The sequence below is a fragment of the Spiroplasma endosymbiont of Acasis viretata genome, from assembly GCF_964031275.1.
Lineage (GTDB): Bacteria > Bacillota_I > Bacilli_A > Mycoplasmatales > VBWQ01 > Spiroplasma_E > Spiroplasma_E ixodetis_A.
Window position 1 is genome coordinate 528,938 of record NZ_OZ035019.1, and the last position, 16,815, is coordinate 545,752.

Consider the following 16,815-nt stretch of genomic DNA (forward strand, 5'->3'; position numbering starts at 1 on the left):
ATTACTGGACCATTTTTGATATAAAATTCTAAATTTTAATTTGTAAAATTGGTGGTTTTAGAAATTTAGAATGTATTCTTTCATAATTATAAAACATAACATATTGATTTACATCATTTATAGCTTCATTGATGGATAAATATTGATTTGATCCTTTAGGTAGTCATTCTTGAGATAAATGAGAAAATCAGTTTTCAGATAATACATTACCACCAATATCATAAGGTTGTTTTTTGCTTAAAATTATTTGTTTATCCTCTGCTCATTTTGTGATATCTTGACAATAAAATTCGTTGGCGTTATCTGAATGTAAAATAACATTTTTTACTTGATTTCAAGAAAATTGTTTGTTGATTTTTTCAAGAGCAGGAAGAATTAAATCCTGATATGATTTATTAGGAGCAATATTATAACTAACAACATTATTTGAATAAAAATCAATAATTACAAAAAGATATAATCATCCTTCTTTAGTATTTATTTGTTTAGTGTCCATTAGACTTGGTGCAAAACCTTTAATTTTAATAATTTAACGGTTATTATTAATATCAAAGGTGATAATTATTATGTTAAAAAAATACAAAGATGAACAAGAATTTTATAGTTTAGTGGGAATAAAACTACAAACATTTCAAAAAATGGTTGAAATTTTAAAAAAAGCTTAAGCAATTAAAAAGCAGTTGGTGGTAAACCTAATAAATTATCAATAGAAAATCGTTTATTAATGACATTAGAATACTGAAAAGAGTATAGTAGTTATAGAGTTATTGCAAAAAGATATAATATTAGTCATACTAGCTGCATTCGTAATATTTTTTGAATTGAAAATACTTTAATAAAAAGTGGAATTTTTAATTTATCTGGCAAAAAAGATTTAATCAAAAATAAAGGAATCAATAATACTTTACTAGCTATTGATGCTACTGAAACTCCAATTGAAAGAATTAAAAAAAACTAAAATTACTTTTTTCGGGTAAAAACAAACATCATACTCTTAAATCGCAAATAATTATTGATATTTTAAATGGAAAAATTATTTCAACCGCTTTTTGTTTTGGAAGCATTCATGATTTTAAATTACTTTTAAAATCTAAAACTTTTATTCATCCAGAAAAACAAGTTTTTGTTGATTCAGGTTATCAAGGAATACAAAATATTCATAAAAATACATTTTTGCCATTTAAAAAAAGTAAATACAATAAATTAATACCAATTCAAAAAGAATACAATAAAACTTTAAGCAAAATTAGAATTAAAATTGAACACGTATTTGCTAAACTAAAACGTTTTAAAATTTTAACTTTAAAATATCGCAATAAAATACGAAGATTTGCATTAAGATTTAATTTAATAGCAGGAATATATAATTTTGAATTACCTTAGTTTTGCACCAAGTCTATTGATATTTTAAATGGAAAAATTATTTCAACCGCTTTTTGTTTTGGAAGCATTCATGATTTTAAATTACTTTTAAAATCTAAAACTTTTATTCATCCAGAAAAACAAGTTTTTGTTGATTCAGGTTATCAAGGAATACAAAATATTCATAAAAATACATTTTTGCCATTTAAAAAAAGTAAATACAATAAATTAATACCAATTCAAAAAGAATACAATAAAACTTTAAGCAAAATTATAATTAAAATTGAACACGTATTTGCTAAACTAAAACGTTTTAAAATTTTAACTTTAAAATATCGCAATAAAATATGAAGATTTGCATTAAGATTTAATTTAATAGCAGGAATATATAATTTTGAATTACCTTAGTTTTGCACCAAGTCTATTGATCAAATTTGATTTGAAGAGGTTGTACTTTTATAATCTTTGTTTACTTTATCCATTGTAGGTATTCACTTATTTGGATTTTTTTTGTTTTTAGGATAGTTATTTTTAGTTTGTTTTAATCCTTGAATATTGTGTTCTTTCATAATTTTTCGCATTTGTTTTATTGATAATTCTATATTTAAAATGATATTTTTTTCTTGTTTTAATCACTCTTTAAAAGCTGAAAAAATTCTTAAATATCCATAAATTCTGCCTTTTCTTGTAGAATGAAATTCGATTAAAAGTTGGCATATTTTTTGATATTTATGATTGCATTTAATAATATGATTTTCTTCTTTTTTAATAGGTTTTTGTTTATTTTTTAAAAAGTAATATGTTGATCTGTTTAATTGAAGATATTGACATAGGTTTCTAATTGAATATTGATTTTTACAATCATCAATAATTTTAATTTTTTCTTTGATATTTAATTTGTTAATTACTAATGCTATTTGTTTAATTTTATCCATTAATAAAAATCCTTTCAGGTTAAAATTAGTGTTAATTATATAACACAATTGTTTTTAGAATACATTCAGGTTTTTTAAATTAATGGTCTAGTGTTACCAAAAAATTTTCCAAAATGACAAATTGTATATTATTATTTTCAAGCTTGAAGTAAAAATAATGATAAAGAACCTAGTGTATTACAATTAGTTTTAAAAAAAATTAGTCAAGGCATTTCGTATCAATAATGGTAGAAAAGAACAAACTAGTTTTTGTATAATTGATTCACAAAGTGTTAAAAATACAGATACTACTAAAAATAAAGGTTATGATGCTGGTAAAAAGATTTCAGGAATAAAGCGTCATATTGCTGTTGATTCTCAAGGTTTACCACATGCAATTTACATAACCACAGCAGAAAAAACAGATCGTAATAGTGCTATAATAATGATTGAAAATGAAAAAGAGAATCTTTCTGCAGTTCAAAAAATACTAGTAGATGCTGGTTATACTGGTGAAAAATTTGTTTCTAAAATTAAAACAATTATAAATGCAAATGTTGAAGTTATAAAACGTAATGAATTACATTCTTTTGTAGTATTACCAAAAAGATGAGTTGTAGAACGAAGTTTTGCATGATTAGAAAAATGCAGAAGATTATGAAAAAATTGTGAAAAAAAATTAAATACTAGCTTACAAATGGTTGTTCTTGCCTTTATTTCAATTTTATTGAAAAGATTTTAAACAGGTTCTTAGAACCTGTTTAAAATCTTTTAGAGAATAGGATAAAATGATTATATATTTTAAAATAAGAGGTATATATGTGTAAAAATTATCCTAGTAATGTTAGCAAAGAGCAATTTGAAAATATAAAATCAATTTTAGAAAATACTAAAAAGAGAACTAAACCAAGAAGTTTAGATTTATATGAAGTATTTTGTGCAGTTTTATATGTATTAAAAAGTGGTTGCCAGTGAAGAATGTTACCAAAAAATTTTCCAAAATGACAAATTGTATATTATTATTTTCAAGCTTGAAGTAAAAATAATGATAAAGAACCTAGTGTATTACAATTAGTTTTAAAAAAAATTAGTCAAGGCATTTCGTATCAATAATGGTAGAAAATAACAAACTAGTTTTTGTATAATTGATTCACAAAGTGTTAAAAATACAGATACTACTAAAAATAAAGGTTATGATGCTGGTAAAAAGATTTCAGGAATAAAGCGTCATATTGCTGTTGATTCTCAAGGTTTACCACATGCAATTTACATAACCACAGCAGAAAAAACAGATCGTAATAGTGCTATAATAATGATTGAAAATGAAAAAGAGAATCTTTCTGCAGTTCAAAAAATACTAGTAGATGCTGGTTATACTGGTGAAAAATTTGTTTCTAAAATTAAAACAATTATAAATGCAAATGTTGAAGTTATAAAACGTAATGAATTACATTCTTTTGTAGTATTACCAAAAAGATGAGTTGTAGAACGAAGTTTTGCATGATTAGAAAAATGCAGAAGATTATGAAAAAATTGTGAAAAAAATTAAATACTAGCTTACAAATGGTTGTTCTTGCCTTTATTTCAATTTTATTGAAAAGATTTTAAACAGGTTCTAAGAAAAATAAGAAAGATGTTAAAATAGAGTAAACCTATATTATTGGTCGAAGCCAACCAGAACCTTGGTTGGTTGGCCGTGGCGTTTACGCCACTGGGGTAAGTTGCGAAGCAACTAGGGGCAACGCCCCTATATACTTGTTCTTTTTTAGTATTTGATATTTTTATTTTTTGTTGTTTATAAAGATTATTTAATTCATTAAATTTGTCGATAAGAATTCATATTGATTCATGATATTTTTTATTTCTAAATTTAGTTGATTAATTTCTATTTTCTGTTTTTCAGTCATTTTAACTACCTTTTATAAATTAATTATTTAAAAAATAATTAATTTATATTTCCTTTCATTTTTCTAAATAAAAAACTATTATTCTTATTTAAAAAATAATAGCTTAAAAACTCATATGAAGTTTAACTAAATACTATCATATTTGATTAATAAATATAGAAAATTGATTAGAAGATTTATAATTATATTTCAACTCCTTTTAAATCATTGATGTTTACTCCTATTTTTGATATAAATAATTTGTATTTAAAATAATACAAATTTTTATTGAAAATAGAAGAATATTATTCTTAAATATTTGGTAGTTTTAAGAACTTTATTCACTAAAATAAAGTTCTTTTGATTTTAGTATACAATTAAATTATACGTTTGAAGAAAGGTTGGTTGATAATGCAATTTTTTAAAAAGAAGCATATAGAACAAAAAACAACAACCATGTTTAAACAATTTTCGCAACTATCGAAAGAAGAAGTTATCCAACAATTAGATGGTAGTATGTACGGATTAAAAAAGGAAGAAGTAGAAGACAGACTTAAAAAATATGGTAAAAATGTTTTTTCTCATAAACGATTTGTTTGATACAAAAAATTAATGCACAATATTTTTAATCCTTTTATTATTGTTTTAATGATAATAGTTATCTATAATTTTATTAGTTACAGTATTATTGATACTAATACTGATAAAAATGTTGATTTGTACAGTGCTATTATTGTTTTAGTAATGATTATTTTGAGTGTTTTTATATCTTACTTTCAAGATTATCGTTCCTATAAATCTTCAGAAAAATTACGACAATTAATTGAAACAACAGCCAGTGTTTTTAGATTTAGTAATAAAAATAAAAAAATTGATTTTAATGCTTTAAATAGTGTTGCGAATTTTACAAAAGAAGTATTAATTGAAAATTTAGTACCAGGTGATATTATTTTCTTATCTTCTGGTGATATGATTCCTGCTGACGTTCGAATTTTAGTTTCAACCGATCTATTTATTAATCAATCGGCACTAACTGGTGAAACATTTCCTGTTGAAAAACACGCTATTCATACTAAAGATCATAATAAAAAAAGTAGTATCCTAGAATTAGAAAACATATGTTTTATGGGTACTAGTATTGTTTCAGGTGGTGCTATTGCTATTGTTATTGCATCAGGTGTTAATACTTATTTTGGATCAATTGCTAGTGCAGTAACTAGTAAACGTCCTGTTACTAGTTTTAGTAAAGGTATTAAAAAAGTTACTCACATTCTTATTGGTTTTATGTGTGTAATGGTACCATTAATATTTATTGTTAATGTAATTACTAAAAATAATATTTTAACAGCGTTAATATTTTCAATATCAGTTGCTGTTGGTATTACCCCCGAAATTCTACCAATGATTGTTAGTGCTAACTTAGCAAAAGGTGCAATTAGATTATCACATAAAAAAGTAATTGTTAAAAATTTAACTAGTATTCAAAGTTTTGGTGCAATGGATGTTTTATGCACTGATAAAACTGGTACTTTAACTGAGGATAGAATTGAGTTGGTTAAACACTTAGATCCAGAAGGTGTTGAATCAAACAAAGTTTTAGAAATGGCATATTTAAATAGTTCTTTACAAACTGGATTAAAAAATAATATTGATAAAACAATTGTCCAACACATTAAAGCTCATCATAATAAAATAGTTGAAATGCCCTATCGTAAAATTGATGAAATACCTTTTGATTTTATAAGAAGACGAATGTCAATAGTAGTTTCAAAAGATAAAATTAATAATACTTTAATTTGCAAAGGAGCAGTAGAAGAAATATTAAAAATTTGTACTAAAGTTGAAATTGGAGGGAAAGTAATTGCCTTAACTGATAAAATTAAAGAAAATGTTTTAAAATTAAGTACGGAATTAAATAATGATGGTTTACGAGTAATTGCAATTGGTTATCAAGACTTTGCTAGTGACAAAACAATTTTTAAAATAGAAGATGAATCCAATTTAGTTTTATTAGGATATATAGGTTTTTTAGATGTACCTAAACCTAGTGCTATTAAAGCAATAACAACTCTTAATCAACACGGAATTGATGTTAAAATTTTGACTGGTGATAATGAAATTGTTACTAAAGCAATTTGTAAAAAGGTGGGGTTAGAACCAGGAATTCCTTTATTAGGTAGTGACATTGAAGATATGGATGATCAACATTTACAAGCATTAGTAAATAAAACTACTATTTTTGCGAAAATGGAGCCATTACAAAAATCAAGAATTATTGATATTTTAAAGTTAAATGGTCACACTGTTGGCTTTTTAGGTGATGGTATTAATGATGCTGTTGCTTTGCATCACGCTGATGTTGGAATATCTGTTAATAGTGCTACTGATATTGCCAAAGAAGCATCTGATATTATTTTATTAGAAAAAGATTTAGATGTTTTAGAGCAAGGAGTGATCAGTGGTAGAAATACTTTTGGTAATATTTTAAAATATATTAAAATTACTATTTCCTCTAATTTTGGTAATTCATTAAGTATTTTAATTGCTTCAATTTGATTACCTTTTTTACCAATGATGGCAATTCAAATTTTACTACAAAATTTATTATATGATATTTCTCAATTAGCAATTCCTTGAGATAGGGTTGATGAAGACTTTATTAAAAAACCACAAAAATGAAATGCAAAAAGCATTTTACCTTTTGCATTCTGGAATGGACCGCTAAGTTCAATATTTGATATAACCACCTTTTTATTTTTAGGATACGGTTTACATATATTTGCCAACTTTGCTAATGTAGATCCTAATAGTGCTGCTGGCATATATCAACAATCATTATTTCATACTGGATGATTTATTTTAGGAGTTACTTCACAAACATTAATTGTACAATTATTACGAACTTCTAAGGTACCTTTTATTCAAAGTATGCCATCTCATCAGCTATTTTTAACAACAATTATAATTACTATTATTGGCATTAGTATTCCATATACACAATTAGGAGCTACTATTGGTTTAACACCAATTCCTTTAATTTTTTATGCTTATTTAGCTGGCGTTGTCATTGTTTATTTCATTGCTAGTCAATTATTAAAAATGATATATATAAAGGTTAATAAACGCTGATTGTAAACTAAATTTTAATTTTAAGATAAATGTATTCGATTTTTTTAAAAATTATGATATAAATAAGTGTAAAACTAAAGAAAGTTTTTGTATTCCTGTTACTTTTAATAAAGTAACAGGAATTTCATATTATAGATAGGAACAGATAAAAGTATGCTAACATTAAATTACCTTATTGATCAATTTCAAAATAAAAAAATTCAATTTTCTATTATTGAAGATTTTATGAATAATCCAAACATTAGTGATGAGGAAGTTATTGGTTTAGATAATAATAGAAATGCCCTTCATAATAGTTTTTTATTAGATTTAGATGAAGGAGCAGAAATAGAAGATGAATATAACTATGATCCACACGAGGAAGGTTGAGAAACTTCAAGTGAATTAATAGAATTTACAACTAATAAAATAAAACTTATTAATTGATTAATAAATTTTAAAAAAAATGATAAAAATTTTTTAAATCAACAAGATATTGAAGGAAATTCACCTTTACATTTAGCAATTATGAAACAATATATTGTAGACTGAAAACTTGGAGGAGAGTTTAAAAATATAGCAAAGCAACTAATTAATAATTCACAAGTTAATCCCAATTTAGTAAATTTGCAAAATGAAACTCCATTTTGCAAATTATTAATACAAGAAATTAATAAAGCTGATGCATATCCGACAAATAAAGAAATTCGTGAATTAGTTAATGATTTTCAAAATAATTCTCATTTTAATATTAATAGTGTTAATATTAAAAATAAAAATCTTTTACATATTATTGCTAAAGGGTGGTTGGCCCTTAATTACTGGACCATTTTTGATATAAAATTCTAAATTTTAATTTGTAAAATTGGTGGTTTTAGAAATTTAGAATGTATTCTTTCATAATTATAAAACATAACATATTGATTTACATCATTTATAGCTTCATTGATGGATAAATATTGATTTGATCCTTTAGGTAGTCATTCTTGAGATAAATGAGAAAATCAGTTTTCAGATAATACATTACCACCAATATCATAAGGTTGTTTTTTGCTTAAGAACCTGTTTAAAATCTTTTAGAGAATAGTATAAAATGATTATATATTTTAAAATAAGAGGTATATATGTGTAAAAATTATCCTAGTAATGTTAGCAAAGAGCAATTTGAAAATATAAAATCAATTTTAGAAAATACTAAAAAGAGAACTAAACCAAGAAGTTTAGATTTATATGAAGTATTTTGTGCAGTTTTATATGTATTAAAAAGTGGTTGCCAGTGAAGAATGTTACCAAAAAATTTTCCAAAATGACAAATTGTATATTATTATTTTCAAGCTTGAAGTAAAAATAATGATAAAGAACCTAGTGTATTACAATTAGTTTTAAAAAAAAATTAGTCAAGGCATTTCGTATCAATAATGGTAGAAAAGAACAAACTAGTTTTTGTATAATTGATTCACAAAGTGTTAAAAATACAGATACTACTAAAAATAAAGGTTATGATGCTGGTAAAAAGATTTCAGGAATAAAGCGTCATATTGCTGTTGATTCTCAAGGTTTACCACATGCAATTTACATAACCACAGCAGAAAAAACAGATCGTAATAGTGCTATAATAATGATTGAAAATGAAAAAGAGAATCTTTCTGCAGTTCAAAAAATACTAGTAGATGCTGGTTATACTGGTGAAAAATTTGCTTCTAAAATTAAAACAATTATAAATGCAAATGTTGAAGTTATAAAACGTAATGAATTACATTCTTTTGTAGTATTACCAAAAAGATGAGTTGTAGAACGAAGTTTTGCATGATTAGAAAAATGCAGAAGATTATGAAAAAATTGTGAAAAAAAATTAAATACTAGCTTACAAATGGTTGTTCTTGCCTTTATTTCAATTTTATTGAAAAGATTTTAAACAGGTTCTAAAATTATTTGTTTATCCTCTGCTCATTTTGTGATATCTTGACAATAAAATTCGTTGGCGTTATCTGAATGTAAAATAACATTTTTTACTTGATTTCAAGAAAATTGTTTGTTGATTTTTTCAAGAGCAGGAAGAATTAAATCCTGATATGATTTATTAGGAGCAATATTATAACTAACAACATTATTTGAATAAAAATCAATAATGGTGGTTGGCCCTTAATTACTGGACCATTTTTGATATAAAATTCTAAATTTTAATTTGTAAAATTGGTGGTTTTAGAAATTTAGAATGTATTCTTTCATAATTATAAAACATAACATATTGATTTACATCATTTATAGCTTCATTGATGGATAAATATTGATTTGATCCTTTAGGTAGTCATTCTTGAGATAAATGAGAAAATCAGTTTTCAGATAATACATTACCACCAATATCATAAGGTTGTTTTTTGCTTAAAATTATTTGTTTATCCTCTGCTCATTTTGTGATATCTTGACAATAAAATTCGTTGGCGTTATCTGAATGTAAAATAACATTTTTTATTTGATTTCAAGAAAATTGGGTGGTTGGCCCTTAATTACTGGACCATTTTTGATATAAAATTCTAAATTTTAATTTGTAAAATTGGTGGTTTTAGAAATTTAGAATGTATTCTTTCATAATTATAAAACATAACATATTGATTTACATCATTTATAGCTTCATTGATGGATAAATATTGATTTGATCCTTTAGGTAGTCATTCTTGAGATAAATGAGAAAATCAGTTTTCAGATAATACATTACCACCAATATCATAAGGTTGTTTTTTGCTTAAAATTATTTGTTTATCCTCTGCTCATTTTGTGATATCGTGACAATAAAATTCGTTGGCGTTATCTGAATGTAAAATAACATTTTTTATTTGATTTCAAGAAAATTGTTTGTTGATTTTTTCAAGAGCAGGAAGAATTAAATCCTGATATGATTTAGGTGGTTGGCCCTTAATTACTGGACCATTTTTGATATAAAATTCTAAATTTTAATTTGTAAAATTGGTGGTTTTAGAAATTTAGAATGTATTCTTTCATAATTATAAAACATAACATATTGATTTACATCATTTATAGCTTCATTGATGGATAAATATTGATTTGATCCTTTAGGTAGTCATTCTTGAGATAAATGAGAAAATCAGTTTTCAGATAATACATTACCACCAATATCATAAGGTTGTTTTTTGCTTAAAATTATTTGTTTATCCTCTGCTCATTTTGTGATATCTTGACAATAAAATTCGTTGGCGTTATCTGAATGTAAAATAACATTTTTTATTTGATTTCAAGAAAATTGTTTGTTGATTTTTTCAAGAGCAGGAAGAATTAAATCCTGATATGATTTATTAGAAGCAATATTATAACTAACAACATTATTTGAATAAAAATCAATAATTACAAAAAGATATAATCATCCTTCTTTAGTATTTATTTGTTTAGTGTCCATTGATCAAATTTGATTTGAAGAGGTTGTACTTTTATAATCTTTGTTTACTTTATCCATTGTAGGTATTCACTTATTTGGATTTTTTTTGTTTTTAGGATAGTTATTTTTAGTTTGTTTTAATCCTTGAATATTGTGTTCTTTCATAATTTTTCGCATTTGTTTTATTGATAATTCTATATTTAAAATGATATTTTTTTCTTGTTTTAATCACTCTTTAAAAGCTGAAAAAATTCTTAAATATCCATAAATTCTGCCTTTTCTTGTAGAATGAAATTCGATTAAAAGTTGGCATATTTTTTGATATTTATGATTGCATTTAATAATATGATTTTCTTCTTTTTTAATAGGTTTTTGTTTATTTTTTAAAAAGTAATATGTTGATCTGTTTAATTGAAGATATTGACATAGGTTTCTAATTGAATATTGATTTTTACAATCATCAATAATTTTAATTTTTTCTTTGATATTTAATTTGTTAATTACTAATGCTATTTGTTTAATTTTATCCATTAATAAAAATCCTTTCAGGTTAAAATTAGTGTTAATTATATAACACAATTGTTTTTAGAATACATTCAGGTTTTTTAAATTAATGGTCTAGTAAAAAGGGCTAAGTGGCAAGTGGCAAGTGGCAAGTGGCGAAGGTAATAAAACTGATTTTAGAATTAATTTTGCCATCACTAAAAAAACTAATTTTTATCAAATAGATGATAATGGTAATATACCTTATGAAATAGCAATCCTAAACAACAATTTTGATATGTTAGAAATAATAGAAAATTGCAAATATTTTGATATTAATACACCTATTGATGAGTTTAATAACACTATATTACATAGAGCAATTAGAAGTAATAATAAAAAAATTATAAGAACACTATTATTAAAAAATGAAAATGGTGATTTAGAAATTAATTTTGATATTAAAAATAAAAATAATGAAAAACCTTTTAAATTTGAAGATATGATAATTGATTGATTACATCAATTACCAAGAAATCAAAATCAAATTGAAATGATGATTATTGATTTTTTAATAACAAATGAATGTAATTATAATAATTATATAACTAGAGAAGGATTAACTTGATGAACTTTAGCTATTAAATATAACTTAAAAGAAGTTACTAATTATTTGGTTAATAGTGTATTAACTGATATTAACAAAATAGATAGTAATCCTTTTAAAAATAAAAATTATCTTCTTGATAATGAGATAAAAGAAGAAGTAGATAGTATGTTAGATGATTTATCATATGTTGATTCAAAAATTATAACATTTATTAAAAAACTTCCAAATTGTCCTAATTTTAATGAATTACAAAAAGATGTTTTAGAACAACGAGTAACTGCTTTTCATAATTTCAAAAAATATCAAACTGATCAAAATTTATCTGATAATGAAAAAGCAATTTTTAAGATATACCTAGATGCAATATTAGATGAAGATGATACAAATTGATCAGAAGAAAAGAAAACAGATTTTAATAAAGTAAAAGAATAATTAACAAAAGAAGAAGTTAACAAAGAAAAGCGTAAATTAGAAAATACAGAAAAAAATGATAGCGAAAAAAGAAGAAAGTTATCAATTGGATAACTACTACTAAAAATTTTCTTAAAAATTAATATTTTAATAAAAAAAACTGTAAAATAATAATAAATAGTTTCCATATTATTTATAAAAATAGATAAACATTAGAGGCTTTTTAATAATCTGTGTATCTTTGTTTTACAAAGTTACTAATTTAGATTAAGAGGCTTTTATGTAATCTGTGTATCTTTGTTTTACAAAGTACTAGTTTAGATTAATTCTATCTTCAAATTTTATCATAAAATGAGCAATTGCTGTATTTCAATTTTGAATGGGCATTGTTCATTTTTTTGTTATATTTTCAATTGCTAAGTAAAATATTTTGAAAACTGCCATATCATTTGGAAAAACTTTTTTATTTCTGATAACTTTTCGTAATTGACTATTAACAGATTCAATAGCATTTGTTGTATAAATCACTCTTTTAATTTCTGCAGGATAACTAATAAAAACCATTAAATTATCTCAATTTTTATATCAAGATTTAGCAATTTGAGGATATTGTTTATTTCATTTACTTTCAAAGGATTCTAAAGCCTGCATTGCTTGTTCTTCACTACATGCATTATAAATTGGCTTTAAATCTGCAACTAGTGATTTTCGATGTTTGTATGAAACATATTTCAAACTATTTCTGATTTGATGAACTATGCATAATTGATGTTCAGTTTTAGGATAAACTGATTGTATTGCTTCTGACATGCCTGTTAAATTATCACTGCAGGCAATAAGAATATCATTTAAGCCACGATTTTTCATTTCTGTGAAATTTGCTAATCAAAATTTAGAACCTTCATTTTCACTAATTCATAAACCTAAAACATCTTTTTTACCTTCTAAATCAACTCCTAAAGCTATATAAACTGATTTATTAATAATCCTTTTATCTTGTCGTACTTTCACTACTATACAATCAAAATAAACAATGGGATAAATGCCTTCTAATGGTCGATTTTGTCATGCTTTGACATCATCAATAACATCATCAGTAATTTGACTAATAACACTTTCACTAATATCAGCACCATGATATAACTCTTGTAATTGCATTCTAATATCTGATAATGTCATTCCTTTTGCATATAAAGAAAGAACTTGTTGATCAAAACCATCAAATCTTCTTTGTCTTTTTGCAACTATTACAGGAGTAAAATTACTATTGCGATCTCGTGGTACATCAATCTCAATTTTACCTTGTTGAGTTATTAATTTTTTTGAACTTGTACCATTACGAGCATTGTCACTATTACTATGTTGATTTTTTTCATATCCTAAATAATTTTGCATCTCAGAATTCAACATTTTTTCTACTAATCTTTTTGTTAATTCTTTATACAATCCTCCCTCTTTAAAAACTGTTGTTAAATCTTCAGTATTTTCTAATAATAAATCTACTGCTTTTGATATTGGATCATTATTATTAAAGTTATCTTTTTTAGCCATCTGTAACTCACTCTTTCTAGTCATTTAATTATATTTACTAGAATTAATTAAACATAGTTATTTTTGTAAGTTACACAGATTACTAAACATTACCTAGATTAATTCTGTCTTCAAATTTTATCATAAAATGAGCAATTGCTGTATTTCAATTTTGAATGGGCATTGTTCATTTTTTTGTTATATTTTCAATTGCCAAGTAAAATATTTTGAAAACTGCCATATCATTAGGAAAAACTTTTTTATTTCTGATGATTTTTCGTAATTGACTATTAACAGATTCAATAGCATTTGTACTATAAATCACTCTTTTGATTTCTACTGGATAACTAATAAAAACCATTAAATTATCTCAATTTTTATATCAAGATTTAGTAATTTGAGAATATTGTTTATTTCATTTACTTTCAAACGATTCTAAAGCTTGCATTGCTTGTTCTTCACTACATGCACTATAAATTGGTTTTAAATCTGCAACTAGACCTTTTCGATGTTTGTATGAAACATATTTTAAACTATTTCTAATTTGATGAACAATGCATAATTGATGTTCTGTTTTAGGATAAACTGATTGTATTGCTTCTGACATGCCTGTTAAATTATCACTACAAGCAATAAGAATATCATTTAAGCCACGATTTTTCATTTCTGTGAAATTAGATAATCAAAACTTAGAACCTTCATTTTCACTAATTCATAATCCTAAAACATCTTTTTTGCCTTCTAAATCAACTCCTAATGCTATATAAACTGATTTGTTAATAATCCGTTTATCTTGTCGTACTTTAACTACTATACAATCAAAATAAACAATAGGATAAATACTTTCTAATGGTCGATTTTGTCATGCTTTAACATCATCAATAACATCATCAGTAATTTGACTAATAACACTTTCACTAATATCAGCACCATGATATAACTCTTGCAACTGCATTCTAATGTCAGATAATGTCATTCCTTTTGTGCATACAAGGAAAGAACTTGTTGATCAAAACCATCAAATCTTCTTTGCCTTTTAGGAACTATTACAGGAGTAAAATTACTATTGCGATCTCTTGGTACATCAATTTCAATTTTACCTTGTTGAGTTATTAATTTTTTTGAACTTGTACCATTACGATCATTTTCAGTAGTACTATGTTGATTTTTTTCATATCCTAAATAATTTTGCATTTCAGAATTCAACATTTTTTCTACTAATCTTTTTGTTAATTCTTTATATAAACCGCCAGGTTTAAAAACTGTTGTTAAATCTTCAGTATTTTCTAGTAATAAATCTACTGCTTTTGATATTGGATCATTATTATTAAAGTTATCTTTTTTAGCCATCTGTAACTCACTCTTTCTAGTCATTTAATTATATTTACTAGAATTAATTAAACATAGTTATTTTTGTAAGTTACACAGATTACTAAACATTACCGATTTTTTGCTAGTGCTCTACCAATCGATACTCTTTGTTGTTGTCCACCTGATAATTGAGTTGGAAATTTATTCATATGTTCATCGATTTCAATAACTTGAAAAATATCATCAATACTCATATTTTTATTTTTAGCAAGATTTTCACCAACTTCAGCATTTTCACGAGCAGTTAAGTTAGTTAATAAATTAGACTTGGTGCAAAACTAAGGTAATTCAAAATTATATATTCCTGCTATTAAATTAAATCTTAATGCAAATCTTCGTATTTTATTGCGATATTTTAAAGTTAAAATTTTAAAACGTTTTAGTTTAGCAAATACGTGTTCAATTTTAATTCTAATTTTGCTTAAAGTTTTATTGTATTCTTTTTGAATTGGTATTAATTTATTGTATTTACTTTTTTTAAATGGCAAAAATGTATTTTTATGAATATTTTGTATTCCTTGATAACCTGAATCAACAAAAACTTGTTTTTCTAGATGAATAAAAGTTTTAGATTTTAAAAGTAATTTAAAATCATGAATGCTTCCAAAACAAAAAGCGGTTGAAATAATTTTTCCATTTAAAATATCAATAATTATTTGCGATTTAAGAGTATGATGTTTGTTTTTACCCGAAAAAAGTAATTTTAGTTTTTTTTAATTCTTTCAATTGGAGTTTCAGTAGCATCAATAGCTAGTAAAGTATTATTGATTCCTTTATTTTTGATTAAATCTTTTTTGCCAGATAAATTAAAAATTCCACTTTTTATTAAAGTATTTTCAATTCAAAAAATATTACGAATGCAGCTAGTATGACTAATATTATATCTTTTTGCAATAACTCTATAACTACTATACTCTTTTCAGTATTCTAATGTCATTAATAAACGATTTTCTATTGATAATTTATTAGGTTTACCACCAACTGCTTTTTAATTGCTTCAGCTTTTTTTAAAATTTCAACCATTTTTTGAAATGTTTGTAGTTTTATTCCCACTAAACTATAAAATTCTTGTTCATCTTTGTATTTTTTTAACATAATAATTATCACCTTTGATATTAATAATAACCGTTAAATTATTAAAATTAAAGGTTTTGCACCAAGTCTATTGTATTGTTGAAAAATAAAACCAACATTATCTCGTCTAAATTTAGTTAAATGACTATCTTTTAATAAAGATAAATTGTATCCCGCCACAAAAACATCACCAGTATTAGGTTTATCCAATCCCGAAATAATATTTAATAATGTTGTCTTACCACTTCCCGATGGTTCTAAGATAACAACAAAATCACCTAATTTAATTTTTAAATTAACTCCTTTTAATACTTCATATTCTAAGTCTCCAGTTAAGTAAGATTTTTTAAAATCAAATAATTCAATAACATTAGTTTGAGTATCAGGAGTATTATTAGTCATTGATATAATTTTACCTGCTAAAATTTCTTTTGAATGAGTTTTTGTTAATTTTTAATTGCTTTTTGATTATCTTTAAAAGCTTGCAATTTGGCTTTATTAGCTTCTATTTCTTCCTTTGATTCTGGTTTATCATGAGATTTATGGGTTACTGGTGGTATTGCACCTTCATTTTTAGATACTGACTTCTTTGTAAAACTAGATTCTAACTTATTTTTAGTTACTTGTTCACTTGAATTTTTAGTGTTTTTTTTATCATTTTTCATGTTTTTATTC

14 protein-coding genes and 5 pseudogenes are annotated in these 16,815 nt (G+C 24.2%); 8 read left to right on the forward strand and 11 right to left on the reverse strand.

The annotated features are described in order from the left end of the window. Positions 1–28: 28 nt before the first annotated feature. Positions 29–496 carry a DDE-type integrase/transposase/recombinase gene (locus AAHM96_RS02950; RefSeq protein WP_342272852.1) on the reverse strand — a complete coding sequence of 156 codons (468 nt, stop codon included), beginning with the start codon at positions 494–496 and terminating at the stop codon, positions 29–31. A gap of 70 nt (positions 497–566) precedes the next feature. On the opposite strand from AAHM96_RS02950, the pseudogene AAHM96_RS02955 reads away from it, so the two are divergent. Further along, positions 567–1,383, forward strand: a pseudogene (locus AAHM96_RS02955) (IS5 family transposase). Positions 1,384–1,407: 24 nt separating this feature from the next. Next, on the forward strand, positions 1,408–1,770 hold the full coding sequence (locus tag AAHM96_RS02960; protein ID WP_342273677.1) for a transposase family protein: 363 nt from the start codon (positions 1,408–1,410) through the stop codon (positions 1,768–1,770). Here AAHM96_RS02960 and AAHM96_RS02965 read toward each other — a convergent pair. After that, on the reverse strand, positions 1,767–2,297 hold the full coding sequence (locus tag AAHM96_RS02965; RefSeq protein WP_342273538.1) for a hypothetical protein: 531 nt from the start codon (positions 2,295–2,297) through the stop codon (positions 1,767–1,769). The two genes, AAHM96_RS02960 and AAHM96_RS02965, sit on opposite strands and share 4 nt — an antisense overlap. A 90-nt stretch (positions 2,298–2,387) precedes the next feature. On the opposite strand from AAHM96_RS02965, the pseudogene AAHM96_RS02970 reads away from it, so the two are divergent. From AAHM96_RS02970 to AAHM96_RS02990, 5 genes and pseudogenes are all read left to right on the forward strand, one after another. Further along, positions 2,388–3,018, forward strand: a pseudogene (locus AAHM96_RS02970) (IS5 family transposase); the annotation flags it as partial. A 77-nt stretch (positions 3,019–3,095) separates the two neighbouring features. Beyond that, positions 3,096–3,884: pseudogene (locus AAHM96_RS02975) on the forward strand (IS5 family transposase). A 689-nt stretch (positions 3,885–4,573) separates the two neighbouring features. Continuing rightward, on the forward strand, positions 4,574–7,297 hold the full coding sequence (gene mgtA / locus AAHM96_RS02980; protein ID WP_342273539.1) for a magnesium-translocating P-type ATPase: 2,724 nt from the start codon (positions 4,574–4,576) through the stop codon (positions 7,295–7,297). Between the two features lie 147 nt (positions 7,298–7,444). Next, a complete protein-coding gene (locus AAHM96_RS02985; RefSeq protein ID WP_342273540.1) occupies positions 7,445–8,119 on the forward strand; it encodes a hypothetical protein in 675 nt (224 codons plus the stop codon). A gap of 275 nt (positions 8,120–8,394) precedes the next feature. After that, a protein-coding gene (locus AAHM96_RS02990; protein ID WP_342272742.1) for an IS5 family transposase occupies positions 8,395–9,185 on the forward strand; the annotation gives its coding sequence in 2 pieces (ribosomal slippage) (positions 8,395–8,655 and positions 8,658–9,185; 789 coding nt in all). 1,029 nt (positions 9,186–10,214) lie between these two features. Here the strand turns inward: AAHM96_RS02990 and AAHM96_RS02995 are convergent. Continuing rightward, on the reverse strand, positions 10,215–11,192 hold the full coding sequence (locus AAHM96_RS02995; RefSeq protein ID WP_342272885.1) for an IS3 family transposase: 978 nt from the start codon (positions 11,190–11,192) through the stop codon (positions 10,215–10,217). A 118-nt stretch (positions 11,193–11,310) separates the two neighbouring features. Between AAHM96_RS02995 and AAHM96_RS03000 the strand changes: the two genes are divergently transcribed. Next, positions 11,311–12,186 (forward strand): ankyrin repeat domain-containing protein, encoded by an 876-nt coding sequence (locus AAHM96_RS03000; protein WP_342273541.1) that lies wholly within the window; start codon positions 11,311–11,313, stop codon positions 12,184–12,186. A 291-nt stretch (positions 12,187–12,477) separates the two neighbouring features. On the opposite strand, the gene AAHM96_RS03005 is transcribed toward AAHM96_RS03000, so the two are convergent. The 8 genes and pseudogenes from AAHM96_RS03005 to AAHM96_RS03040 form a co-directional block, all read right to left on the reverse strand. After that, positions 12,478–13,716: an IS256 family transposase gene (locus AAHM96_RS03005; protein WP_342273702.1), complete on the reverse strand. Its 1,239-nt coding sequence runs from the start codon at positions 13,714–13,716 to the stop codon at positions 12,478–12,480. A gap of 82 nt (positions 13,717–13,798) precedes the next feature. Then, positions 13,799–15,045: pseudogene (locus AAHM96_RS03010) on the reverse strand (IS256 family transposase). Positions 15,046–15,140: 95 nt separating this feature from the next. Beyond that, positions 15,141–15,329 (reverse strand): annotated as a pseudogene (locus AAHM96_RS03015) (ATP-binding cassette domain-containing protein); the annotation flags it as partial. Positions 15,330–15,344: 15 nt separating this feature from the next. Further along, positions 15,345–15,767, reverse strand: a complete 423-nt coding sequence (locus AAHM96_RS03020) for a transposase family protein (protein WP_342273704.1) — start codon at positions 15,765–15,767, stop codon at positions 15,345–15,347. A gap of 2 nt (positions 15,768–15,769) precedes the next feature. Then, the gene (locus AAHM96_RS03025; RefSeq protein ID WP_342272935.1) at positions 15,770–16,003 is read right to left on the reverse strand and encodes a transposase family protein; all 234 of its coding nucleotides are present in this window, start codon (positions 16,001–16,003) and stop codon (positions 15,770–15,772) included. Between the two features lie 14 nt (positions 16,004–16,017). Beyond that, positions 16,018–16,161 (reverse strand): hypothetical protein, encoded by a 144-nt coding sequence (locus tag AAHM96_RS03030; RefSeq protein ID WP_342273542.1) that lies wholly within the window; start codon positions 16,159–16,161, stop codon positions 16,018–16,020. A gap of 33 nt (positions 16,162–16,194) precedes the next feature. Beyond that, positions 16,195–16,542 (reverse strand): ATP-binding cassette domain-containing protein, encoded by a 348-nt coding sequence (locus AAHM96_RS03035; protein ID WP_342273543.1) that lies wholly within the window; start codon positions 16,540–16,542, stop codon positions 16,195–16,197. 44 nt (positions 16,543–16,586) lie between these two features. After that, the gene (locus AAHM96_RS03040) at positions 16,587–16,805 is read right to left on the reverse strand and encodes a hypothetical protein (protein WP_342273544.1); all 219 of its coding nucleotides are present in this window, start codon (positions 16,803–16,805) and stop codon (positions 16,587–16,589) included. Positions 16,806–16,815: the final 10 nt, after the last annotated feature.